Raw genomic sequence first — 24253 nt, forward strand, 5'->3', positions numbered from 1 at the left:
ATTCTTGTGGTACGGGCGCGCATGGGCAGGATGGTGTAACCATCCGGCGAAAGCTCCCATGCGCGAAAGACAGGCTCCCTCGGGGGCCTTTTTTATTATCCAAATCAGAAATAAAATGCAGACGACGGGAAGAGAACAATGACTGCAGGTAAACGTGAGGCGGACGCAAACGCCGCAGAAACGCAAGAAGCGAGCAATCCACGCGAAATGACCGGCGCTGAAATGGTCATTCAGGCTTTGATCGATCAGGGTGTGGAGAGCATCTTTGGTTATCCCGGCGGCGCCGTGCTTCCGATCTATGACGAGTTGTTCCAGCAGGACAAAGTTCAGCACGTTCTGGTCCGGCATGAGCAGGGTGCAGGACACGCTGCGGAGGGCTATGCACGTTCGACCGGCAAAGTCGGTGTGATGCTTGTTACGTCCGGTCCGGGTGCAACCAATGCAGTTACGCCGCTGCAGGATGCTCTGATGGACTCCATTCCGCTCGTTTGCATTTCCGGTCAGGTTCCGACAACGCTGATTGGCTCCGATGCGTTTCAGGAATGCGATACGATCGGTATCACGCGCCCCTGCACCAAGCACAACTGGCTGGTGAAGGACGTCAACGATCTGGCGCGCATCCTGCACGAAGCCTTTCATGTCGCTTCCACCGGTCGTCCCGGTCCCGTTGTGGTCGACATTCCGAAGGATATCCAGTTCGCAAAGGGCATATATACGCCGCCGGAAACCGCGCCGCGTACCAGCTACCGTCCGGTCCTCGACGGCAATGCTCAGGCAATTTCGGATGCCGTTCGTCTGCTCCTTAATGCAAAGAAGCCCGTCATCTATTCCGGCGGCGGCGTGATCAATTCCGGCCCGGCAGCTTCCCGTCTGCTGCGCGAGTTGGTCGAGATCAGCAATTTCCCGATCACATCCACGCTGATGGGGCTCGGCGCTTATCCAGCCTCCGGCAAGAACTGGCTCGGCATGCTTGGTATGCACGGCACATACGAAGCCAACATGACCATGCATGATTGTGATGTCATGCTGTGCATCGGTGCCCGTTTCGATGACCGCATCACCGGACGTCTGAACGCATTTTCTCCGAACTCGAAGAAAATCCATATCGATATCGACCCGTCGTCGATTAACAAGAGCGTGCGTGTCGATGTGCCGATCATTGGCGATGTCGCGCATGTTCTGGAAGATATCGTTCGGCAGTTCCGTGCCTCTGACAAGAAGCCCGAAAAGCAGGCAATCGGTGCCTGGTGGGAACAGATCAATCGCTGGCGTGCCCGTAATTCGCTCGCCTATGCGCCGAACAAGGACGTCATCATGCCGCAATATGCAATTGAGCGGCTTTATGAACTGACCAAGGATCGGAAGACCTACATCACTACAGAAGTTGGCCAGCACCAGATGTGGGCTGCACAGTTCTATGGCTTCGAGGAACCGAACCGCTGGTTGACCTCTGGCGGTCTCGGCACCATGGGTTACGGCCTGCCGGCGGCTCTCGGGGTACAGATCGCGCACCCTGATGCGCTGGTTATCGACATTGCAGGCGATGCCTCGATCCAGATGTGCATTCAGGAAATGTCGGCTGCCATCCAGCATAATGCGCCGATCAAGATCTTCATCCTGAACAACCAGTATATGGGCATGGTGCGCCAATGGCAGCAGCTCCTGCATGGCAACCGCCTATCGCACTCCTATACCGAAGCGATGCCGGATTTCGTCAAGCTGGCCGAAGCCTACGGCGCGCATGGTATTCGCTGTGACAAGCCGGGTAATCTCGATGCTGCTATTCAGGAAATGATCGACATCGACAAGCCGGTTATCTTCGATTGCCGCGTGGCAAATCTCGCCAACTGCTTCCCAATGATCCCGTCGGGCAAGGCGCATAACGAAATGCTGTTGCCGGATGAAGCAACAGATGAGGCGGTTGCCAACGCCATCGATGCCAAGGGCCGCGCGCTCGTCTGATCCGGAGGAAAGAAATCATGAATGCACAGAACCTAGCTTCCGGATCGGCCTATTTCATTGCAGCCGAAACGCAAACGCCGGAAACGCATACGCTTGCCGTACTCGTTGACAACGAACCGGGCGTCCTAGCTCGCGTGATCGGCCTTTTCTCTGGTCGTGGCTATAATATTGAAAGCCTGACGGTTTCGGAAACCGAGCATGAAAAACACCTGTCGCGCATTACAATCGTGACGCGCGGCACGCCGCACGTGCTGGACCAGATCCGCCATCAGTTGGCCCGCATTGTTCCGGTTCATCGTGTTGTCGATCTCAGCCACCGCGCCTTTGAACTCGGCCATGATCGTCCTGTCGAGCGTGAACTGGCGCTGGTGAAGGTCGCCGGCAAAGGTGAGGCAAGGGCTGAAACGCTTCGCCTTGCCGATGCTTTCAAGGCCAAGGTGGTTGATGCGACGACTGATCACTTCATTCTGGAGATTACCGGGAAAACCGCGAAGATTGATCAGTTTATTTCGATCATGAAGCCGCTTGGTCTGGTTGAGACCTGCCGTACGGGCGTCGCGGCCATGAATCGCGGGCCGGAAGGTATGTAACAGCCTTCAATCAAAACCGATACAATATCGTTGAAAACCGGCACAATGTTTCGATTGTGCCGGTTTTTTAATGAGCTAATTTGTCCCCATAAATCGAGGCCGTCCTATGTCCGTTGAAGTTTTTTTGGCGCTTCTTGTCTTCGCCTTCGTCTCGTCCGTCACACCGGGACCAAACAATCTGATGCTTCTGGCTTCGGGCGTAAACTTCGGTTTCCGCCGCACCATTCCGCATATGTTGGGGATCGGCGTGGGCTTCTTCGTATTGCTGCTGGCGGTTGGTTTCGGTCTCGGCGCTTTGATGGAGATGGTGCCGTCATTCTATGTGGCGCTGAAGTTTGCCGGTGGTGCCTATATGCTCTATCTCGCCTGGAAAATTGCGATGTCGCGCTCCATTGGCGATGCCAAGCATCGGGATAAAAGCGAGCCAATGACTTTCTTACAGGCGGCAGCATTCCAATGGGTCAATCCAAAAGCATGGGTGATGGGGATTACAGGAATTGCCACCTATGCCAACCACGACAACTATTATGTCGCGGTGTTTCTGGTCAGCGTCGCCTTTGCGATTGTGAATTTGCCAAGCGTGTCAGTGTGGGCAGGATTTGGCACATTGCTGCGCAGTTGGCTTTCCGATCCCTTTCGGTTGAAATGTTTCAATTTTATCATGGCTTTACTGCTCATTTTGAGCTTGTGGCCGATGCTGAAATAAAGGTGAAGGGCAAATGATGAACAAGCTTCCAACTTATGATGACGTGGTTTCGGCTGCAAAGCAGATCGAAGGCTATGCTCACCAGACACCGGTATTCACATCGTCCACCATCGATCACGAAACTGGTGCCCAGTTCTTTTTCAAATGCGAAAATTTCCAGCGGATAGGTGCCTTCAAGTTTCGTGGCGCCTTCAATGCCCTGTCCCGATTTACAGATGAGCAAAAGGCGCGAGGTGTGTTGGCTTTTTCATCCGGCAATCACGCGCAGGCAATTGCGCTCGCAGCAAAATTGCTCGGCATTAGCGCGACGATCATCATGCCCGAGGATGCGCCGCGCGCGAAACTTGACGCTACGCGAGGTTACGGCGCGAAGGTTGTCACCTATAACCGCTATGAAGAAGATCGCGATGTAATCTCAAAGCGTCTGGCAGAAGAGGGGGGACTGACCCTCATTCCACCGTTCAATCATCCTGATATCATCGCCGGGCAGGGAACTGCGGCCAAGGAGTTGATCGAGGAAACGGGTCCGCTTGATGCTCTGTTCGTTTGTCTTGGCGGCGGTGGTCTGCTTGCAGGTTCGGCACTGGCCGCGAAAGCCTTGTCGCCGGAGTGCAATGTCTACGGCGTGGAACCAGAGGCAGGAAATGATGGTCAGCAGTCGTTCCGGTCGGGCAAAATAGTCCATATCGACGTGCCGAAGACGTTGGCCGACGGTGCCCAGACACAGGCCCTTGGTGACATGACTTTTGCCATTATCCGCGAAGCTGTTAGTGATATTCTGGCCGTCAGCGACGATGAGTTAGTGCAAGGCATGAAGTTCTTTGCCAGCCGGATGAAAATGGTGGTCGAGCCGACAGGATGTCTGGCTTTTGCCGGTGCGCGGCAGGTGGCATCTAAGCTGCAAGGCAAGCGGGTGGGCGTGATCGTCAGCGGTGGCAATGTCGATCTCGATCGATTTGCAGCGCTGGTGAGCAAAAACGTTTGATCACGGTTTGATCTTGTTTTCGGGCAGCGAATCCTGTCTGAAAGGATCATGCAGTTTTCACCGGAACAGGATCAGGCGCTGAAGGCCGTCGGGCAATGGCTTAAAGACGGCCGCAGTCCCATTTTCAGATTGTTCGGCTATGCGGGTACGGGCAAGACGACGCTCGCCCGCTATTTCGCCGAGCATGTGGATGGCGATGTGCAGTTTGCAGCCTTTACCGGCAAGGCGGCACAGGTGCTGCGCTCGAAAGGCGCCAGCAATGCCCGCACGCTCCATTCGCTCATCTACCGCCCACGTGGCGAAGAAGCGATTGAGGACGAAACGACCGGCAAGACTTCCATCGCGCCGACCTTCTCGCTTAACCGGCAAAGCCCTGTCGCCAAAGCGGCGATGATCGTCGTGGACGAATGTTCCATGGTCGATGAGGCGCTGGGACGCGATCTGATGAGTTTCGGCACTCCGATCCTCGTTCTTGGCGATCCTGGACAGTTGCCTCCTATTTCCGGAGGTGGCTTTTTCACGGAACACGACCCAGATTATCTCCTGACCGAGATTCATCGTCAGGCACAGGACAATCCAATCATCCGTATGGCGCTCGATGTGCGGGAAGGGCGTGAGCTTCCCTATGGCGACCATGGCGCTGCAAGAGTTATCGGAAAAGGCGACGTCAATCAGGAAATGGTGCTGTCTGCCGATCAGGTGCTCGTCGGCACCAATCGAACGCGCCGCCGCTATAACCAGCGCCTTCGGGAGCTAAAAGGCTTTACTGCGGATTACCCACAGGCTGGCGACAAGCTGGTCTGCCTGCGTAACGATCCTGCCAAGGGACTTCTCAACGGTTCACTTTGGAAGGTGATGACTTCATCCAAGGAAACGGTGAAGCCCGGCATCAATCTTCTGGTTACACCTGAGGACGATGATCGTGGTGTGGCGAAGATCAAGCTGCTCAAGGCGCAGTTTGAAGATCCCGACAGTGAAATTCCCTGGCAGACTAAAAAGCGCTACGACGATTTTGATTATGGTTATGCATTGACGGTACACAAAGCGCAGGGTTCTCAATGGGATGAAGTCGTGCTCTTTGACGAAAGTTTCGCGTTTCGCGATACACGTGAGCGGTGGCTTTACACGGCGATCACGCGTGCAGCCGAACGTTTGACCATTGTAAAATAATTATTCGTCTATCGGTCGTGCGCTGAGCCACTCCCAGGCTTCGTTTTCCTCGTCTGCTTCGAACGCACGAAGCTCAATAGACAGGAAAGGCTGCATCAGAGTTATGCTTGCCTGAATCCATAAAGGCCCGCCGACAATTGCATAGTGGCGAAGCTTTTTCAGGGATTTAGAGCGCATGGAGAGCATGCTTTCTGAGAACGCAGCCGTCCAATCGACCCCTTCATAGCCGGTTAGGCGGATCAGTAGATCGATTTCTTCATGCGTTTCGTAAGCTGCGTCGAGAAGCCCGTAGAGATTCTCCAATGACGCATCATCGAGATGGCCTTCGATTGCAAAGGCGAAAACGTCGTCCCGATTTGTTGGAATGCGGCGAATGACGGGTATGTCCTCATTTCGCATTGTAGACCTCCGTAATTGATCTATTTTAAACGCCGATGCAGCGACAAAGGTTGCGATTGCCCTGTAAATTGATGTGGGCTTGAAAACCCTGCAAACCCAATTTGTTACAAGCAGATTTCATGATTGGGGATTGCGGCTGCGGTGCGACGGCAAAACACTCACATTTTTCCGTAGCAGGCGTTATAAAGCGGAATATTCATCCGGGAGTCTTCAATGCCTGCGAAATTATCGGTCAATCTCAACGCTGTTGCGATGCTGCGAAACCGGCGTGATTTGCCATGGCCAAGCGTTACCGGTCTGGGCCGCGCTGCTCTTGCCGCCGGAGCTGCCGGATTGACGGTACATCCGCGTCCCGATCAGCGTCATATCCGGTTTTCCGATCTCGGCGATATACGCGCTTTGATCGATGATGAATTTCCGCAGGCAGAGTTCAATATTGAAGGTTTCCCAAGCGAGGCGTTCCTTGATCTCGTGGAGAAGCATCAGCCGGAACAGGTGACGCTCGTGCCTGATGATCCAACGCAGGCGACGTCGGATCATGGCTGGGACTTCGTGTCGAAAGCTGATTTTCTGGCTCCGGTCGTGGCCCGCCTTAAAGCTGGCAGAATGCGTGTCTCATTGTTCGCTGACCCTGATCCGGCGGGCTACGAACGTGCCAAAGCTATCGGCGCGGATCGTGTAGAGCTCTACACCGGTCCCTATGGCGCGACACATGACGATCCGGCTGCTGCAGTGCGTGAACTGGATCGACTGGAAAAGGCGGCAAGCACGGCTACAGCGTTGGGATTGGACCTCAATGCGGGACATGATTTGACAGTAGAAAATCTGCCTGCGCTGGTGAAACGTATTCCGCAGTTGAACGAAGTTTCCATTGGACATGGATTGACAGCCGATGCACTGATGTACGGGATGCCAGTAACGGTTAGTCGTTACATCGCCGCACTGGCGTAATGCATCAGTCGATGCGCTCAATGCATGGCTCAGATTGGAGCTGTGCAAAAAGTGCATTTGCATTCGGGCGAGACAAGCTTTAGGCGTCCGCCACTAATTATACGCGTTGGGGGCGCGCAGGATCGTATGAGGGACGCATTGAAGCAGTTTTCCGACGTCCGCTTTCCGCGCCGAGGCAATTCAATATCTGTTGCATTCGGGCAGATTGCTACGCTCAATCGACGCAATGTCCATGATTAAAACTGATTTGGGCAAAGGTGCGGCAGCTATGCTGCAATTCGCAACTTTTTGCGAATACACTCATTATTCCAATTCTATCCCCAGTAACTCCAGCCAGAACCGTTTCAGGAAGTTGCGAGGTGCCTGCACATGAGCGGCGAGCTAAATGGCAATGACACGCCGACAGAGGCCGCTATGCCTGCTGTTGGCGTTCCAGAGAGCGTCGCATTTGCTGAAGATGCCGAGCAGCACAACGAGAGTATGAAGACGCTGGTGCTTGGCGCGCTGGGCGTCGTTTATGGTGACATCGGCACGAGCCCTATCTATGCCTTTCGTGAAGCTCTCCATGCGGCGGCGAGCGACGGTATTCTCGCCCGTAGCGACATTTTGGGTGTTGTGTCGCTGATATTCTGGGCACTGACGCTTGTTGTGACTATCAAATACGTGCTGTTCGTTTTGCGTGCGGACAATAACGGCGAGGGCGGTATTCTTTCGCTGATGGCGCTTGTCAGGGGCGCACTGAAAGGCAGACCTGACCTGATCCTGGGTGTCGGTATCTGCGGTGCCGCGTTGTTTTTTGGTGATGCAGTCATTACGCCCGCAATCTCGGTTCTCTCGGCAATGGAAGGTCTTGAGATCGTCGCTCCAGACTTAACGCCATTCGTGGTGCCTATAACAGTCGTTATTCTGGTGACGCTGTTTTCAGTGCAAAAACTGGGCACGGGAAAGGTCGCCATCGTCTTCGGGCCGATCATGGCATTGTGGTTTCTGGCGCTGGGTGCGTCGGGTTTATGGCATATTTTCGATGATCCCACGGTTATGGTGGCGCTCAATCCCTATTATGCGGTGCGCTTTCTGACGGTTAGTCCTGGTGTGGCGTTCATTACGGTTGGTGCCGTGTTCCTTGCGATGACCGGCGCTGAAGCTCTTTACGCCGATCTGGGGCATTTCGGACGCAAACCGATCGTACGTGCATGGTTGTGGGTCGTGTTCCCGTGCCTGCTGCTTAATTATTTCGGGCAAGCCGCATTCATCCTCTCGCATGGTGAAGCCGCAGCATTGCCGTTCTTCCAAATGATGCCGAGTTTCGCGCTTTGGCCGATGGTTCTGCTGGCAACGGCGGCAACCGTGATTGCCAGCCAGGCAGTGATTACAGGCGCCTATTCGGTGGCGCGTCAGGCTGTTCAGCTCAACATTCTGCCGCGCCTTGAAATTCAGCACACTTCGGAAAAACTGCATGGCCAGATTTATATTCCGCGGGTCAATCTGTTGTTGGGATTGGCAGTGGTCATTCTGGTGCTCGGATTTGAGAAGTCCAGCAATCTGGCTGCAGCCTATGGCATTGCCGTCACTGGCAACATGCTGGTCACCACGGTGCTTCTTTATATCGTGATGACCCGTATCTGGAACTGGCGCGTGAGCCGCGCCCTGCCGATTATTCTCGGCTTCCTTATCATCGATATCATGTTCTTCAGTGCGAATATCATCAAGGTTCATGAGGGCGGCTGGGCTTCGATCGGTATTGCCGTCGTGCTCGTTCTCATCATGTGGACCTGGGTTCGCGGAACGCGGCATCTCTTTCACAAGACTCGCAAGGCTGAAGTTCCGCTTGATCTTATCGTCCAGCAGATGACCAAACGCCCGCCGACCATTGTGCCGGGTACTGCCGTTTTTCTGACAGGCGATCCCAAAAGCGCTCCGACCGCGCTCATGCACAGCCTGAAACACTACAAGGTTCTGCACGAAAACAATGTCATATTGACGGTCGTGACCGCGTCGAGACCATGGGTTTCCAGTGCTGATCGAGCGCGCGTATCCCAGTATAACGAGCGCTTCATGCAGGTAACGCTCACTTTCGGCTATATGCAGCAGCCGAATATTCCGCGCGCGCTTGGCATATGCCGCAAGCTTGGCTGGAAATTCGACATCATGACGACGTCGTTCTTCCTGTCGCGTCGATCGCTCAAGGCATCGGCCCATTCCGGCTTGCCGCTCTGGCAGGACAAGCTGTTTATTCTGCTCGCTCGAACCGCGTCTGACGCGACAGAATATTTCCAGATTCCAACTGGTCGTGTGGTGGAAATTGGAACGCAGGTGAATCTGTAAATCCATCTGAATCGATAGTTTTAAAGGGCGCTTTCCCGGTTTCGGGAAGGCGCTTTTTGCATTTGATGTCGATGGAAAATATTCCCGTATTAGGCGGCTGCAATTTTAGAAAACATGCTTGACCGCTGACGAAACAATAATTATGAATAGGGAACCGTACCGTACGGTACAAGGTGGAGGAAAAGACCCGTGACTGATACCAGCGACGAATTGCAGGCTCAAAAGCAGCAGGCTCTCTCGCCGCGTCAGAACGACGTTCTGGAGCAGGCGTTGCGTCTTCTAGTGGAAGGCGGGGATCGCGCTTTGACGACGGCAAGCATTGCACGTGCCGCCAACTGCTCGAAAGAAAGCCTCTACAAATGGTTTGGCGATCGCGATGGCCTGCTGACGGCGATGGTTCGCTGGCAAGCATCGAAAGTCCGCGTGGTGCCGCTGACCCGCGAGAAGCTGGATGCGGAATCTCTTTTCTCGAGCCTGGAGCATTTTGCACGCGATTGGCTGCTGGTGCTATCGGGAAAAACATCGATTGCACTGAATCGGCTGGCGGTCAGCCATGCAGCGTCTGGCAAATCGACATTGGGTGATATCGTCCTGGCTAACGGCCCAGTGGCTATGGCCAAGCGCCTCAAACCCATTCTCCATATGGGGCAGGAGGCACGTTTGCTGGCCTTCGACGATATCGATGAGGCATTTCGCACGTTTTTCGGGCTTGTCGTCCGGGACATGCAAATACGGTTGCTGCTTGGCGACCATCTGGAATTGACTGACGACGTGGTCATCCGGGACGCCCGGCGCGCCACCAAGCAGTTTTTCGCCCTTTATGGGGCCTAATCACATCGGTGGACGCAAGAAAGCCGAAGAACAATCTGAACGAAGGGAATAAGGAAATGCGCGTTTACTACGATCGGGATGCAGACGTTAACCTGATCAAGTCGAAGAAGGTGGTTATCGTCGGTTATGGCAGCCAGGGCCGCGCCCATGCGCTGAACCTCAAGGATTCCGGTGCCGCCAACGTGCGTGTTGCCCTTCGTGAAGGTTCTGCAACCGCGAAGAAGGCACAGGCTGATGGCTTTGAAGTGATGAACGTCGCCGATGCCGCCAAGTGGGCCGATCTCATGATGATGGCAACCCCTGACGAGTTGCAGGCTGACATCTACAAGGAACACATTCACGACAATCTTCGTGATGGCGCGGCAATCGCTTTCGCCCACGGTCTCAATGTGCATTTCGGCCTCATCGAGCCGAAGAAGTCGATTGACGTCGTCATGATCGCACCGAAGGGCCCAGGCCATACGGTTCGCGGCGAATACCAGAAGGGCGGCGGCGTTCCTTGCCTCATCGCCATTCATCACGACGCCTCGGGCAATGCTCACGATCTGGCTCTCTCCTACGCTTCGGGCGTTGGCGGCGGTCGTTCGGGCGTCATCGAAACCACCTTCAAAGAAGAGTGCGAAACCGACCTGTTCGGTGAGCAGGCTGTTCTTTGCGGCGGCGTGGTCGAACTGATCCGCACCGGTTTTGAAGTTCTGGTTGAAGCTGGCTATGCGCCGGAAATGGCTTACTTCGAGTGCCTGCACGAAATGAAGCTGATCGTGGACCTGATCTACGAAGGCGGCATCGCCAACATGAACTACTCGATCTCGAACACTGCAGAGTGGGGCGAATATGTCACCGGTCCGCGCATCATCACTGCTGAAACCAAGGAAGAAATGAAGCGCGTTCTGAAGGACATTCAGACCGGCAAGTTCACTTCCGATTGGATGCAGGAATATCGTGCAGGTGCAGCGCGCTTCAAGGGCATTCGTCGCAACAACGACAGCCACCAGATCGAAGAAGTCGGCGAAAAGCTCCGCGGCATGATGCCGTGGATCGCAGCGAACAAGCTCGTCGACAAGGCGCGCAACTAAAAACAGCGGGATTCAGGCTCTGGTTGTCTGCAAATGATGCAAACGCCAGAGCCGGAATATCATTTGATTTTGGAATTCGATGAAACATGAAAAGAGGGGCGTTTCTTGGCGCCCCTTCATACATGGTGCGTTGTAACAGGGGTGATCGTAAGTATATGGCGAACGAAAATAACCCAAATTCTGCGCCAGTTTTTTCGTTTCGTGCACTTTGAAGGCCAAAACAATTCCGAATATCTTTATTCCATAGAAGCATGGGAAAAGCTGTTCTCGTCTGCTGAAAAGTGCGCTAGAGCTTCACATCCAATAGCCAAGTTTTGAGGAGACTTGGCTGTTACAAGTTCCGTAAAATGTACGGATAGTCTAATTGAGGAGATTTCCCGTGTTGGACTGGGAAAATGTATTTGCAACGCGCTCGAAACGTATGCGCGCATCGGAAATCCGCGAACTGCTGAAGCTTCTGGAACGTCCAGATATTATTTCGTTCGCGGGCGGAATTCCTGATCCGGCTCTTTTCCCGCACGAAGAATTCCAGGCAGCCTATAAGGATATTCTTACTGGCCCTGAAGCCAATGCCGCGCTGCAATATTCTGTTTCGGAAGGCTACAAGTCTCTGCGCACCTGGCTGGTGGGTGAGCTTGCCAAGATCGGCATTCCCTGCACGGAAGACAATGTGTTTATCACGTCGGGTTCGCAGCAGGCTCTCGATTATCTGGGCAAGCTGTTTTTGTCGCCTGCCGACACAGCACTTGTGACCGCGCCGACCTATCTCGGCGCGCTGCAGGCTTTCAACGCTTATGAGCCGAACTACGATACGCTGGCAATCAACGGCAATCGTACCCCAGCATCCTACGTTGAAGCTGCCAAGAAAGCTGGCGGTCAGGTGAAGTTTGCTTATCTGTCTGCCGATTTCAGTAACCCGACCGGTGAAACGGTCGATCTTGCCGGTCGCGAGAAACTGCTCGCTCAGGCGGATGAACTCGACATTCCGGTGATCGAAGATGCGGCCTATCAGTATCTTCGCTACAATGGTGATGCGATCTCGCCAATCCTGGCGCTCGACATTGCTCGAAACGGTGGTGACATCGAGAAAACCCGCACCATCTATTGTGGTTCGTTCTCAAAGACGCTGGCTCCGGGTTTACGCGTTGGCTATGTGGTTGCGTCGAAGCCGGTTATTCGCAAGCTTGTTCTGATGAAGCAGGCTGCGGACCTTCATTCGTCCACGATCAACCAGATCGCCATTCAGCGCGTTGCGAGCAACGGCTTTGGCGTTCAGGTGGCGAAGCTTCACAAGGTTTATAAGCACCGCCGCGACAAGATGCTCGAAGCGCTGGCGAAATATATGCCGGAGACCACAAGCTGGACGAAGCCCGAAGGTGGCATGTTCATCTGGGTTACGCTGCCTGAAGGTATGGATGGTGCCGCGCTACTGGCTGCATCTATCGATAGTGAAAAAGTGGCGTTCGTCCCCGGTAGGGCATTCTTTGCCGATGGGACTGGTGCCAATACGCTGCGCCTCAGCTATTCATGCGCCAATGATGAGATGATTGATGAAGGCATCAAGCGTCTTGGCCGTTTGATACGGACTCATACGAAATCCGCTGCTGCCTGAGTTGGTGGAAATAAAAAAGCCGGGTTTTGACCCGGCTCTTTTCTTACTGGAATGGCGAATTGCAGCCTGTTCTCGGACCGGCCAATGGCTGGAACGTATTGTCGGATGTCCGATAGCTGCGATAGCGGTTTGAACACCACTGAATATGATTGCTGCTTGGCCGCGCACCGGCGGTTGGCGGTTGCATCGTGCGTCGATATTGCAGAGCATCGCCGTTCTTGTAGTTCAATACGCCGTGTTCAGTAATATAAGTCCCACTTTCCCGGCAAAGTGTTGAACCGTAGCAGTTGCGAGCGCTCGGATCTGTCCGATTGGCGCCTGCCTGACCGCCGATAATCAATGGACCGCTCGGTTTCAACGAGGGAAGATACTGGCTGTTACGCAGTTCGACGGCTGAACCCGCACTTGCAATGCCCGCAACGAACAGTCCTGTCAGTATCGTCAGGCACAGAGTTTTTCGCATCGTTTCGGCTCGCTTCTATCAACGTTCTCCCGATATATGGGTATATTCTATATCCAAGTCACTGCTTCGGCAGAAATTTATTGGTTTCGAAAATCATCCTCTTGCCAATCCCGCGGCAAGCAGAGAGATTGCGAAGACATGTTTACCATAGCTACTTTCAATGTCGAAAATCTGATGCGCCGGTTCGATTTTTCCGGCTTTCGCAATGAATTGCATCAGGATCGCACCTTGCAATTGTTCGAAATCAACGATGAGGCGCAATATCGCCTTCTCGAGCAGGCACGCGCTGTGGCGCATGCAGACGATACGCGCCAGATGACGGCGCTCGCTATTGCCGAAACACGGGCTGATATTCTTTGCCTGCAGGAAGTGGACAATCTCGCTGCGCTCAATGCCTTCGAGTATGGCTACCTTTTCAAGATGATAGGCCATGGCTTCCGGCATAAATATCTCATAGATGGCAATGACAGCCGCGGGATCGATGTTGCCGTTATGATGCGCGACACGACACGGGACGGACAGCCTATCGAGGTCGATGAAGTCACGAGCTATGCCTACGTAACTTATAATGATTTCGGTCTTTATGAGCCTATCCTTGGCGAGCTCGGGCTTGAACCCCATGACCGTATTTTCAAGCGGGATTGCCTGAATGTGGATATTCGCATTGCAGGTAAGCCCATATCGCTTTTTGTGACTCATCTGAAGTCGATGACGGGTGCGCGCAACGGATTTGACGGACGGACAGCGTCTCTGCCGGTACGACGCGCAGAAGCGCGGGCCATTCGCCGTATCATCGAGGATAAATTCGGACCGTCTAATGTTGCAAATCGCCGCTGGCTGATCTGCGGTGATTTCAATGATTACCGTGAGCGGATCATTATTGGTGGTGACGAATGGAATGGCTATCAATTCACGCCGATAGTTGAAGAAGAAAGCGCGCTCGACGTGCTTTTAGGGGATGGCTTCGCGATCAATCTGGTCGAGCGTCGCCCTGTTATGGACCGCTGGACGCTTTATCACACGCGTGGTCCACAAGAGCGTCATCTTTGCCAGCTCGATTACATCATGGCTTCTCCATCATTCGCGGAGAAGAATGAGAAGGCGGTTCCGAATATAATCCGGCGCGGTCAGCCCTGGCGCACAATCTTTCCGCCTGACCAACAGGTCGATCGTTATCCCCGAACCGGATGGGATCGCCCAAAGGCGAGCGATCATTGTCCGGTAGCCGTAACCCTGAATATGGTTTGAGTGATGAAGCAGGTACGGGAAAACACTGTCCACATTATCGGTAGCGCCGATGTTCGGGTGCTGTCCGGTCCTTTGCTATATGCCGTGGAAAACAGCGACGCGATCGCGTCAAACTGGACACGTGAGCAGGTCGCGAATCCAACTTTGTTCGACGGCGAGTTTTATCTGGCACCACAAGCCGAATTAACGGGTAGTGCTTTTCAGGCCGGTTTCAAGCGCACGAGCTTTGCGACGCTGATGCATTGGCGGCATGACGAGTCGCAGGAACGTCCGTGGCATATTTTCGGCGTCGGCGTGATTGTCTCGAGCGACGGACATCTAATTGCCGGGCGTATGAGCGCACAAAATGCGGGTGCGGGAAGGGTCTATTTTCCGGCAGGCTCAGTGGATGATAATGACATTGTCGACGGATATGTCGATTATGACGCCAATCGGCGACGGGAGGTTCGCGAGGAAACGGGTCTTGATCTTCTTGATGCGCGTGCAGAGCAACAGGTCAATCTTGTGACCGGAAACCGCAGTATTGCGCTTTTCCGTCGTTATTATTTCGATGTGCCGTCAAAGGAACTAGTATTGCGGATTGAGCAACACCTGTCTGCAGAGGAGGAGCCGGAACTATCAGAGATCATAACGGTGAAGGCAGCGGGCGTCATGGGAGAGGCCACACCATCTTATGTGCGAGCATTTGCCGACTGGCATTTCAACAATCTCTAAAACTTGGTCGGACTTGCAGATGACAGCGACGCGAAATTGGCTATGCTCGCAATTAATGCGAAGCATGAGACATTGGAGTGAAATCGGCCTTACAGTCGGTTTTGCAAGCAGGTCGAGGGGAGAATGAAGGATGAGTGACGCCGCCGTTTCCGGCAGATTCTATGAGGTTTTCGACGTTTTCGCCGACAAGGCTCTGGCTGGAAATCCGCTGGCTGTCGTCCATGATAGCGAAGGTTTGAACGATACGCGTATGCAGGCCATAGCGCGCGAGTTTAATCTTTCCGAAACGGTGTTCATTTTTCCGCCGAGCAATCCTGCGCATGAAGCGGCTGTTCGCATCTTCACGCCCGACTACGAACTTCCCTTTGCCGGGCATCCGACAGTTGGCGCTGCTGTGTCGCTCGCTCGCCGTCGCAAAACGGGTGATGAGACCGATAGGCTGGTGGCTCTGGAAGAGAAGGTCGGTATCGTTCGCTGTGGCGTGATACTTGGCGAGAATAGCGCCTTTGCCGAATTCGATCTGCCCCGCCTGCCTGAGAGAGTTGACGTCAAGGTCGAGAAAGAGGAGGCCGCTGCCGCGATCGGTCTCGGCACACATGAGATCGGATTTGAGAACCATGTACCTGCCGTTTGGAGCGCAGGTACGCCCTATCTGCTCGTGCCGGTTCATAACCTGATTGCCGCAGCGAAAGTGTCTATCGACCCGGTATATGTCAACGAAAGCTTGCCGCACGTCGATGGCCGACCTCTACCAATTTACGTTTATTGCCGCGAAACGATTTTGTTCGACAGCAATTTCCATGCGCGTATGTTTGTGACTGGTGCCAATGTCTATGAAGATCCAGCTACGGGTTCGGCTGCCGCAGCCTTTGCAGGCATGATCCAGAAGAACGACAAGCCTGTTGACGGTAGTTCGCAATGGTGGATCGAGCAGGGAATGGAGATGGGGCGGTCCTCGCGGATTCGTCTCGAACTGGACGTTGCCAAGCAACAGCTCACAGGAGCGCGGATTGGAGGCACGGCGGTCAAGATCGCAGAAGGGCGTTTGTTCGTCTGATAAATTAGCCCTGCTTGTGTTTTGATTACGGTCAAAGCCGCAACGCTGCCCTATGTTAGTTTATTGATAGATAAGCAAACTGCGAGGCGAGCTATGATGATCAGGGAAATGTCGGAATACGATATACGGGACATGATACAGCATACCCATCTAGGGCAGCTGGCTTATGTTCTCGATAATCGTCCGTTTATTATACCACTCAGTTTCCGGTTCAGCGGTGGTTCACTCTATTCCTTTACTACCGATGGGCAGAAGACCGAAGCTCTGCGTAAGAACGATGCGGTTTGCATTCTTTTCGATCATATCGAATCCCGGACCAATTGGCGTACCGTTGTATTGAACGGTCGCTATCGGGAGATCGAACGTGAGGACGAGAAGAACTCGATCGTCGCACTTATGGCGTCGGAACCGACGTGGTGGGAACCAGCATACATAAAGACGATTGCGAAAGACGGGAAAGAACGCAAACTTGATCCGGTCTTCTTCCGTATCGATATCGACAGTGCGACAGGTCACCAGACTGGCTGATAGCGAAAAAGGCCCGATATTTTCGGGCCTTTTCGATAGTGCTTTATTTTACCACCAGAACCGGTGTGTTGCCGCGAGTCAGTACTTCATAAGTCTGACTGCCGAGAAGCATTCCTTTTAATCCACGACGACCGTGGGAAGCCATGACGATAAGATCGTTGCGCAGTTCCTTGGCTGTCTCGATGATGGATGTCGCCGGATGCGGGGCAACCTCATGCAACGTATGGACCTCGATTTCAGCTTCAGCCGCCAGCTCCCGGGCGCGGGCGAGGGATTTATCGGCATATTCGTTCCATTCGTGTTCGAAGCGCTCGATGAAAGCAGGGCTATCAGTCCAGCCACCCGGAAGCCCGGAAACGGAATAGGGAGCGGTCACAGTCAATACTGTTACCTTCGCGCCGACTGTCCGCGCCAGTTTAAATGCGTGGACGAGCCCGCGTTCTGCAAACTCTGACCCATCGGTTGTCACGAGAATATTCTTGTACATGTTGCCCTCGCTGTAGTTTCTGTATCTTTAAGCTAATGCGTTAAAGAGCCATATCAAACCCCTTGCCTGACAAGTTGTTTAGACGGAACGATTTCATGCCCCTGGACTGCGACGCATTTCATGCCAGCTGGATAGCGACAGTTCTCAATCTCGATTGGCCGTCGCGCAGTTCGTCCCGCCTCGAGGACGATGGCGAACGAATAAATCGCCAGAAGCAAGAATTGATCAGGCTTTTCGATGAAGCATCCGAGCATGGTATCAATGCCGTCATTTTTCAGGTTTCACCGGCTGCCGATGCATTTTATCAGTCATCCTATTTGCCGTGGTCGTCCTATCTGACTGGAACTTTGGGTAAAGATCCAGGCTTTGATCCGCTGAAATTTGCAATTCAGGAAGCGCACAAACGCGGCATAGAGCTGCATGCATGGCTTAATCCCTATCGTGTTTCGATGGATACGAAGCCGTCTACCCGCAAGGAATTACGGAATTCGTCAAACGAGTCGCCAGTCAGTGTTTTCAAGTCACATCCCGATTGGGTCGCTGTTTCAGCCGACCGTTATGTCCTTGATCCCGGTATTCCTGCGGTTCGCGAATGGGTGACGAATGTGACGGCGGAGGTCGTGCAGAAATATGATGTCGATGGCATTCAGTTCGATGATTATTTCTACTACGAAACAGCATCATCGAAACTCAATGACGACAAATCATATGCACAGTTTGGCACACGCTTTTCGAGCAAATACGAATGGCGTCGCTACAATACTCATACGCTGGTGCGGGAAATTTCGGACAGGATAAAGGCCATCAAACCAAATGTCCGTTTCGGCATCAGCCCGAGCGGCGTTTGGCGCAATGCTGCGGACGATCCGCGCGGTTCTGCAACCCGTGCCGGAAAAACCAACTATGACGGAGATTTTGCCGACACGCGGCGATGGGTGAAAGAAGGCATAATCGACTATATCGCGCCGCAGATTTACTGGTCCTTTGGCCGCAAGGATGTGGCTTACGGAACGATTGCGAAATGGTGGGCAGATACGGTTCGCGGGACGAAGACCGATCTCTATATTGGCTTGGCACTTTATCGTGCCGGTTCCGGAACCACACTTGAACCCACCTGGCAGGCGGGTGAGGGCGTGACCGAAATTAAACGCCAGCTAGAATTCAATGAATCTTTGCCGGAAGTGAAAGGGAGCATTCTCTTTCGCCAGGGTTTCCTCTCCGATCCGAAGCTCAAAGGTGTGTCGAACTATCTGAAGAAGACGTGGGTCAAATGCCGGCTGCGAAAAACTGACAGCAAAAAATGACGATGGATTGCTGAATTGTCGTTTGTTTGATTGAAATCAAAGAGCTTCGTTTGAGCGGGTGCTAACCAACAATCGTTGCCGGTTTCCACCAGAGTCGGTGACCCGGGGTGCCGAGGCCCTACTCGAATGGCACCCCGGCTAAATCAATCTGTCGAGCGCATGAGCGCGATCTTTCCGTAACGTCGTCTGTCGACAGCCAGCGGGTGCTGTCGGCGTTGCTCCCCTCTGTTTCATCAAACCAGCACCCGCGTCCAATTTCTATAAGAATGGGAACCTTTTAGCAGTTCTTGATCCTAATCAAGGCTGGCAGTTGCGATTGCGATTAGAGCAAGCTTAACCGGGCGTTTGCGATTCTGGATCGTTTCCCCCAATTCACCGGTTGCTAAATGAGAAGGTAGTTCCATATCCTCCCGAGAAGGTTCTGGCTGATGTCAGAGGCGGGGCGGTGGGGACAATGAAAATCCTTGCAGACAGCGACCGCCCGCCGGTGCTTCATTTGAAGGCGGTGTTGTGAAGACGATGGCAATGAGGGTGTTTCGTTATGGCTTTCAACCGTAAACAATGGATATTGGCTGGCGCGATTATCGTCCTTGCCACAGGCGGATATTATGCCTGGAAAACGCTGAACGGCGACGGGTTGCCGGAAGGCATCGCCAAGGGCAACGGTCGCATCGAGGCGGTTGAAATCGATATTTCGACAAAGAGTCCAGGGCGCATTCGCGAAATCCTCGCGGATGAGGGCGATTTCGTGCAGGCAAATGACATCCTCGCTCGCATGGATACGGATCAACTGGAAAGCCAGCGCAAGCAGGCTGAGGCGCAATTGCGCCGGGCGCAAATAAGTATTGAAACTGCGAACAGTCTGGTCAAACAGCGGCAAGCGGAACAGACAGCCGCCGAGGCGACTGTGGCCCAGCGTGAAGCACAGTTTAATGCAGCGCAACGCCGTTTCACTCGCTCGCAGCAACTGGTAGAAACGCGCACAGTCTCGCAACAGGTTCTCGACGATGATCGCGCGACTGCGGAGGGTGCTGAAGCTGCTGTTGGGGCGGCTAAGGCGCAACTGGCTGCGACGGAAGCGGCCATTAGTGCCGCCAAAGCGCAGGTCGTTGACGCTGAAGCGTCTGTTGAGGCTGCGAAGGCTGCGATTGCGAGTGTTGAAGCTGATATTCGTGATGCTACGCTGGTAGCGCCGAAGCCGGGCCGGGTCCAGTATCGTGTGGCCCAACCAGGCGAGGTACTGTCTGCTGGTGGGCGAGTCCTCAATCTCGTTGATCTCAGCGATGTCTATATGACCTTTTTCCTACCTACAGCGCAGGCTGGCCGTGTTGCCATAGGTGCCGATGCACGCATCGTCCTTGATGCGGCACCGCAATATGTTATTCCCGCCAAAATCAGCTTTGTGGCAGATGTGGCGCAATTTACGCCAAAGACCGTGGAAACGGAGGAGGAGCGCCAGAAACTCGTGTTCCGCGTCAAAGCGAAGGTTCCACAAGAACTGCTTGAGAAATACATAAAGCAGGTGAAAACCGGATTGCCGGGTATGGCCTATGTCAAGCTTGATCCTGATGCTGAGTGGCCGAAGAATCTCGCGGAAACCGTGAAATGAACGATGTTCCGGTCAAAGCTGGCGCCAATGACGACAGCTTTGTCGTCCGAGCGCAAGGTGTAGGGCTGACCTACGGGAGAACGCGCGCCCTGCGCGATGTTAATCTTGATATTCCCGCCGGCCGTATGGTCGGCCTGATCGGACCTGACGGGGTTGGAAAATCAAGTCTGTTATCGTTGGTCGCCGGAGCGCGGACTATACAGCAGGGCAGCATCGAGGTTCTTGGTGGTGATATTTCGGATAAGCGTCATCTTCAGTCCGCCTATCCCCGTATCGCCTATATGCCGCAAGGACTTGGAAAGAACCTCTATCCCACGCTTTCGGTGTTCGAGAATATCGACTTTTTCGGACGGCTGTTCGGACATGATCGAAAAGAGCGTGAACGTCGCATCGCCGATCTTTTAGGCCGCACGGGCATGTCGGCTTTCGCGGATCGCCCGGCTGGCAAACTATCAGGCGGTATGAAGCAGAAGACCAGCCTCTGTTGCTCGCTCATTCATGATCCTGACCTGCTTATACTTGATGAGCCGACGACCGGTGTTGACCCTCTATCCCGGCGCCAGTTCTGGGAAATGATCAATGATATCCGGAAGGACCGCCCCGGAATGAGCGTCATCGTCGCCACAGCCTATATGGAAGAAGCGCAGGGCTTCGACTGGCTGATTGCCATGAATGATGGGCAGATTCTGGCGACGGGTACACCGCAGGAATTGCTGGAGCGCACCAACACTCCAAATCTCGATGCAGCTTTCATCGCGCTCCTGCCAGAAGAATTGCGGAAAGGCCATCAGGATATCGAAATTCCGCGCCGCGATTTCGGTGCGGATGCAGAAATCGCGATTGAAGCAGAACATGTCACCGTTCGCTTCGGCAGCTTTACTGCGGTGAATGATGTGAGTTTTCGAATTCCGCGTGGTGAAATCTTCGGGTTTTTGGGGTCGAATGGTTGCGGCAAAACCACGACAATGAAGGTTTTGACCGGGCTGTTACCAGCCAGCGAGGGGACGGCGAAACTGTTCGGGCGCGAAGTCGATCCCAAGGATATCGATATACGTCGCCGTGTCGGCTACATGACTCAGGCATTCTCGCTCTATTCGGAACTGACCGTTCGTCAAAATCTCGAACTTCATGCCAAGCTTTTCGGTATGGAGCCGGTATTGACCGAACAGCGCATCAAGGAACTGACCGAGCGTCTCGACCTAGCTGGTGTCATGGATGTGTTGCCCGATGCCATGCCGCTGGGCATTCGTCAGCGCCTGTCGCTCGCTGTGGCCTTGATCCATTCGCCCGATATTCTCATTCTTGATGAGCCGACATCTGGTGTGGACCCGGTGGCTCGTGATGCTTTCTGGCAAATCCTCGCCAATCTGTCGCGCCAAGACAATGTGACGATCTTCGTTTCTACTCATTTCATGAATGAAGCCGAACTTTGCGACCGGATTTCGCTGATGCACGCTGGTAAAGTTCTGATCAGCGACACACCGAAGGCGATTACCGAAAGTCGCCACGCCAAGACGTTGGAAGAAGCCTTCGTTGCATATCTTCAGGATGCCATCGGCGAAACAGAACAGTCAGCCCCATTACCTGCAATTCTTCCAGAACAGGCGACGGAGGCAGGGGAAACACATCCAAAGAAGGCTTCAAGCTGGTTACCCGACCTGCGGCGCATGCTGGCTTATACGCGGCGTGAGGCATTGGAACTGAAACGTGATCCGATCCGTGCAACGCTTGCCATTCTCGGTAGCGTCATCCTGATGTTCGTTATCGGTTACGGAATTAATCTGGATGTCGAAAATCTGAAGTTTGCGGTGCTTGATCGTGACGATACGACGATCAGTCGTGATTATACCCAGCAGATTGCGGGTTCGCGCTATTTCTCTGAGCAACCTGCCTTAACAGATTACGATGATCTTGATCGACGGATGCGTGACGGTGAAATCAGTCTTGCTATTGAAATTCCACCGAATTTCGGCGCAGATGTAATGCGCGGACGCCCCGTGGAAGTAGCTGCGTGGATTGACGGCGCGATGCCGTCTCGTGCTGAGACAGTTAAAGGCTATGTTCAGGGGATGCATGCCAACTGGCTGGCGCAGAAAGCCCGCGAGCTTTATGGTAGCGCTGCCACGGTCGGCAGTTTCAATCTGGAGATACGCTACCGTTATAACCCAGATGTACAAAGCCTCGTGGCAATGGTGCCGGCGGTCATTCCGCTGCTGCTTCTCATGATCCCTGCAATGCTGGCAGTACTGAGTGTCGTTCGGGAAAAGGAATTGGGCTCGATTATCAATTTCTACGTGACGCCCGTGACGAAATTTGAGTTTCTGTTCGGCAAGCAGTTACCCTATATCGGGCTGGCGTTTCTCAACTTCCTGATGCTGACTGCCTTTGCGGTGTTTATTTTCCAGGTGCCGTTCACGGGGAGCTTTCCGACTTATGCGCTGGCGGCGCTGCTCTATGTGACGATTGCGACCGGCATGGGGTTGGTGCTGTCCACTTTCATGAACAGCCAGATCGCAGCGATTTTCGGAACAGCGCTGTTGACACTCATTCCGGCTGTACAATATTCTGGTATTATTGATCCCGTATCGTCGCTGCAAGGTGCAGGAGCGTTCATCGGTAAAATCTATCCGGCGACCTATTTTGTGACCATTTCGCGCGGGGTTTTCTCGAAGGCGTTAGGATTTGCCGATCTAGCAAGTTCGTTTCTACCCCTATTGATAGCGGTGCCGGTACTCATGGTGCTCGCCATCGTTCTTCTCAAGAAACAGGCGAGCTAAGATGCGGATATCCAACGTATTCCAGCTTGGCGTGAAGGAACTGCGTGGCCTTGCACGTGACCCGATGCTGATGATCCTCATCGTCTACGCTTTCACGCTTGCGATCTATACAGCCTCTAAGGCGATGCCTGAGACTCTCAACAATGCGGCGATAGCAATCGTAGATGAAGACCAGTCGCCGGTTTCGAGCCGGATAACGACAGCATTCTATCCGCCATATTTCGTGCCTCCGAAGTTGATTTCATCCTATGAGATGGATGCCCGGATGGATGAGGGGCTGGATACATTTGCACTGAACATACCGCCGAATTTCCAGCGTGATCTTCTGGCAGGCCGCTCACCAACAATCCAACTCAATGTCGATGCAACCCGGATGAGCCAAGCCTTTACCGGGGGCGGTTATGTGCAGTCGATTGTGTCGAGCGAGGTAAGCGAATTCCTCAACCGCTATCGCGGTAGCGCACAAACGCCCGTTGAACTCAATCTCAGGGCGAGATTCAATCAGGATTTGAACAAGGGCTGGTTCGGTGCGATCAACAATGTGATTTCATCGGTTACGATGCTGTCGATTATCCTGACGGGCGCGGCGCTCATTCGGGAACGCGAACATGGAACCATCGAACATCTATTGGTGATGCCCGTCACGCCGGTTGAAATCATGGTCAGCAAGATATGGTCGATGGGGTTGGTTGTGCTGGTCGCTTCGGCTTTTGCGTTGGTTTTTGTAGTCCAAGGCCTACTTGCCGTACCGATCTATGGGTCGGTGTTGCTTTTTCTGGTTGGTGCGGCGCTCCAGCTTTTCGCAACCACCAGTCTCGGTATCTTTCTGGCGACATCGGCTGGCTCCATGCCGCAGTTTGGTATGTTGCTGATGCTGGTGCTTTTGCCTTTGCAGGTGCTTTCAGGGGGGACAACGCCCCGTGAAAGCATGCCCGAGATCATCCAGACAATCATGCTGGCCGCGCCGAATACGCATTTCGTCATATTGGCGCAATCGATCCTGTTTCGCGGGGCAGGGCTGGGCGTCGTCTGGCCGCAATTTCTGGCACTGATCGTTATTGGTTCCGTGCTGTTCTACTTTGCGCTTCAGCGTTTCCGTGCATTTCTGAGATAGGAAAATTCTTTGAAATCAGGAAGCTGAATCCATTCCTTGCGAATGTGATTCAGTTTTCTGTACCGGATTGCGCTTTAGGCTCCAGACTCAATTGATCCACCATGTGACGATGGCGGCGATGTAGCAGGTCGCCGCGAAGTTAATCATGAGCTTGTCATATCGTGTCGCGACGCGCCTCCAATCCTTGAGGCGGCAGAAGGTGCATTCGATGATATTTCGCCGTCGATAGGCGATGGGGTCGAACGGCCTGATCCGCTTTCGGGTTGGCTTGTTGGGAATGACCGGTTGCGTGCCTCGCGTTGCAAGGAAGTCTCGCAAAGCGTCGCTGTCGTAAGCAGTGTCTGC

Annotated in this window: 22 protein-coding genes; 18 read left to right on the plus strand and 4 right to left on the minus strand. The window is 53.7% G+C overall.

What is annotated here, in order from left to right; all coding sequences use genetic code 11:
* The first annotated feature begins 138 nt into the window (after window positions 1-138).
* The 5 genes from HWX93_RS06580 to HWX93_RS06600 all read left to right on the plus strand — a co-directional run bounded on the left by HWX93_RS06580 (window position 139) and on the right by HWX93_RS06600 (window position 5413).
* The gene (locus tag HWX93_RS06580) at window positions 139-1962 is read left to right on the plus strand and encodes an acetolactate synthase 3 large subunit (RefSeq protein ID WP_176036902.1); all 1824 of its coding nucleotides are present in this window, start codon (window positions 139-141) and stop codon (window positions 1960-1962) included.
* Window positions 1963-1979: 17 nt separating this feature from the next.
* On the plus strand, window positions 1980-2552 hold the full coding sequence (ilvN, locus tag HWX93_RS06585) for an acetolactate synthase small subunit (protein ID WP_061346045.1): 573 nt from the start codon (window positions 1980-1982) through the stop codon (window positions 2550-2552).
* A gap of 106 nt (window positions 2553-2658) precedes the next feature.
* Window positions 2659-3258, plus strand: coding sequence for a LysE family translocator (locus HWX93_RS06590; RefSeq protein WP_176036903.1), 600 nt, complete (start codon window positions 2659-2661; stop codon window positions 3256-3258).
* Between the two features lie 16 nt (window positions 3259-3274).
* A complete protein-coding gene (locus HWX93_RS06595) occupies window positions 3275-4243 on the plus strand; it encodes a threo-3-hydroxy-L-aspartate ammonia-lyase (protein WP_176036933.1) in 969 nt (322 codons plus the stop codon).
* A 48-nt stretch (window positions 4244-4291) separates the two neighbouring features.
* Window positions 4292-5413, plus strand: coding sequence for an ATP-dependent DNA helicase (locus HWX93_RS06600; protein ID WP_109989079.1), 1122 nt, complete (start codon window positions 4292-4294; stop codon window positions 5411-5413).
* Here HWX93_RS06600 and HWX93_RS06605 read toward each other — a convergent pair whose 3' ends face one another.
* The gene (locus HWX93_RS06605) at window positions 5414-5812 is read right to left on the minus strand and encodes an STAS/SEC14 domain-containing protein (RefSeq protein WP_176036904.1); all 399 of its coding nucleotides are present in this window, start codon (window positions 5810-5812) and stop codon (window positions 5414-5416) included.
* A 213-nt stretch (window positions 5813-6025) separates the two neighbouring features.
* Between HWX93_RS06605 and HWX93_RS06610 the strand changes: the two genes are divergently transcribed.
* The 5 genes from HWX93_RS06610 (at window position 6026) to HWX93_RS06630 (ending at window position 12607) form a co-directional block, all read left to right on the plus strand.
* Window positions 6026-6763, plus strand: coding sequence for a pyridoxine 5'-phosphate synthase (locus HWX93_RS06610; protein ID WP_176036905.1), 738 nt, complete (start codon window positions 6026-6028; stop codon window positions 6761-6763).
* Between the two features lie 369 nt (window positions 6764-7132).
* Window positions 7133-9088, plus strand: a complete 1956-nt coding sequence (locus HWX93_RS06615) for a potassium transporter Kup (RefSeq protein WP_176036906.1) — start codon at window positions 7133-7135, stop codon at window positions 9086-9088.
* Between the two features lie 189 nt (window positions 9089-9277).
* The gene (locus HWX93_RS06620; RefSeq protein ID WP_109989083.1) at window positions 9278-9919 is read left to right on the plus strand and encodes a TetR/AcrR family transcriptional regulator; all 642 of its coding nucleotides are present in this window, start codon (window positions 9278-9280) and stop codon (window positions 9917-9919) included.
* A gap of 56 nt (window positions 9920-9975) precedes the next feature.
* Window positions 9976-10995, plus strand: a complete 1020-nt coding sequence (gene ilvC, locus HWX93_RS06625; protein WP_061346051.1) for a ketol-acid reductoisomerase — start codon at window positions 9976-9978, stop codon at window positions 10993-10995.
* A 379-nt stretch (window positions 10996-11374) separates the two neighbouring features.
* Window positions 11375-12607, plus strand: a complete 1233-nt coding sequence (locus tag HWX93_RS06630) for a PLP-dependent aminotransferase family protein (protein ID WP_176036907.1) — start codon at window positions 11375-11377, stop codon at window positions 12605-12607.
* 43 nt (window positions 12608-12650) lie between these two features.
* Here the strand turns inward: HWX93_RS06630 and HWX93_RS06635 are convergent, their stop codons facing one another.
* Window positions 12651-13070, minus strand: a complete 420-nt coding sequence (locus HWX93_RS06635; protein WP_109989085.1) for a BA14K family protein — start codon at window positions 13068-13070, stop codon at window positions 12651-12653.
* A gap of 138 nt (window positions 13071-13208) precedes the next feature.
* Between HWX93_RS06635 and HWX93_RS06640 the strand changes: the two genes are divergently transcribed.
* The 4 genes from HWX93_RS06640 (at window position 13209) to HWX93_RS06655 (ending at window position 16617) form a co-directional block, all read left to right on the plus strand.
* Complete coding sequence (locus tag HWX93_RS06640; RefSeq protein ID WP_176036908.1) at window positions 13209-14318, plus strand: endonuclease/exonuclease/phosphatase family protein; 1110 nt, start codon at window positions 13209-13211, stop codon at window positions 14316-14318.
* A 3-nt stretch (window positions 14319-14321) separates the two neighbouring features.
* On the plus strand, window positions 14322-15032 hold the full coding sequence (locus tag HWX93_RS06645) for an NUDIX domain-containing protein (RefSeq protein WP_176036909.1): 711 nt from the start codon (window positions 14322-14324) through the stop codon (window positions 15030-15032).
* Between the two features lie 130 nt (window positions 15033-15162).
* Window positions 15163-16089, plus strand: coding sequence for a PhzF family phenazine biosynthesis protein (locus HWX93_RS06650; RefSeq protein WP_176036910.1), 927 nt, complete (start codon window positions 15163-15165; stop codon window positions 16087-16089).
* 93 nt (window positions 16090-16182) lie between these two features.
* A complete protein-coding gene (locus HWX93_RS06655) occupies window positions 16183-16617 on the plus strand; it encodes a pyridoxamine 5'-phosphate oxidase family protein (protein WP_176036911.1) in 435 nt (144 codons plus the stop codon).
* Between the two features lie 43 nt (window positions 16618-16660).
* Here the strand turns inward: HWX93_RS06655 and HWX93_RS06660 are convergent, their stop codons facing one another.
* On the minus strand, window positions 16661-17104 hold the full coding sequence (locus tag HWX93_RS06660; protein WP_176036912.1) for a universal stress protein: 444 nt from the start codon (window positions 17102-17104) through the stop codon (window positions 16661-16663).
* Window positions 17105-17199: 95 nt separating this feature from the next.
* Between HWX93_RS06660 and HWX93_RS06665 the strand changes: the two genes are divergently transcribed.
* From HWX93_RS06665 to HWX93_RS06680, 4 genes are all read left to right on the plus strand, one after another.
* Entirely contained in the window at window positions 17200-18408 is a 1209-nt protein-coding gene (locus HWX93_RS06665; RefSeq protein ID WP_176036913.1) for a glycoside hydrolase family 10 protein, read from the plus strand.
* 541 nt (window positions 18409-18949) lie between these two features.
* Complete coding sequence (locus tag HWX93_RS06670) at window positions 18950-20017, plus strand: HlyD family secretion protein (protein WP_176036914.1); 1068 nt, start codon at window positions 18950-18952, stop codon at window positions 20015-20017.
* Window positions 20014-22794, plus strand: coding sequence for a ribosome-associated ATPase/putative transporter RbbA (gene rbbA, locus HWX93_RS06675; RefSeq protein ID WP_176036915.1), 2781 nt, complete (start codon window positions 20014-20016; stop codon window positions 22792-22794). Before HWX93_RS06670 ends, rbbA begins: the two co-directional genes overlap by 4 nt.
* Window position 22795: 1 nt before the next feature.
* Complete coding sequence (locus tag HWX93_RS06680) at window positions 22796-23908, plus strand: ABC transporter permease (RefSeq protein WP_176036916.1); 1113 nt, start codon at window positions 22796-22798, stop codon at window positions 23906-23908.
* 87 nt (window positions 23909-23995) lie between these two features.
* Here the strand turns inward: HWX93_RS06680 and HWX93_RS06685 are convergent.
* Window positions 23996-24253, minus strand: a 258-nt coding sequence (locus HWX93_RS06685) for a transposase (protein WP_176036917.1), incomplete at its 5' end; no start/stop codon positions are given.

The organism is Brucella tritici (genome assembly GCF_902825325.1).
Taxonomy (GTDB): domain Bacteria; phylum Pseudomonadota; class Alphaproteobacteria; order Rhizobiales; family Rhizobiaceae; genus Brucella.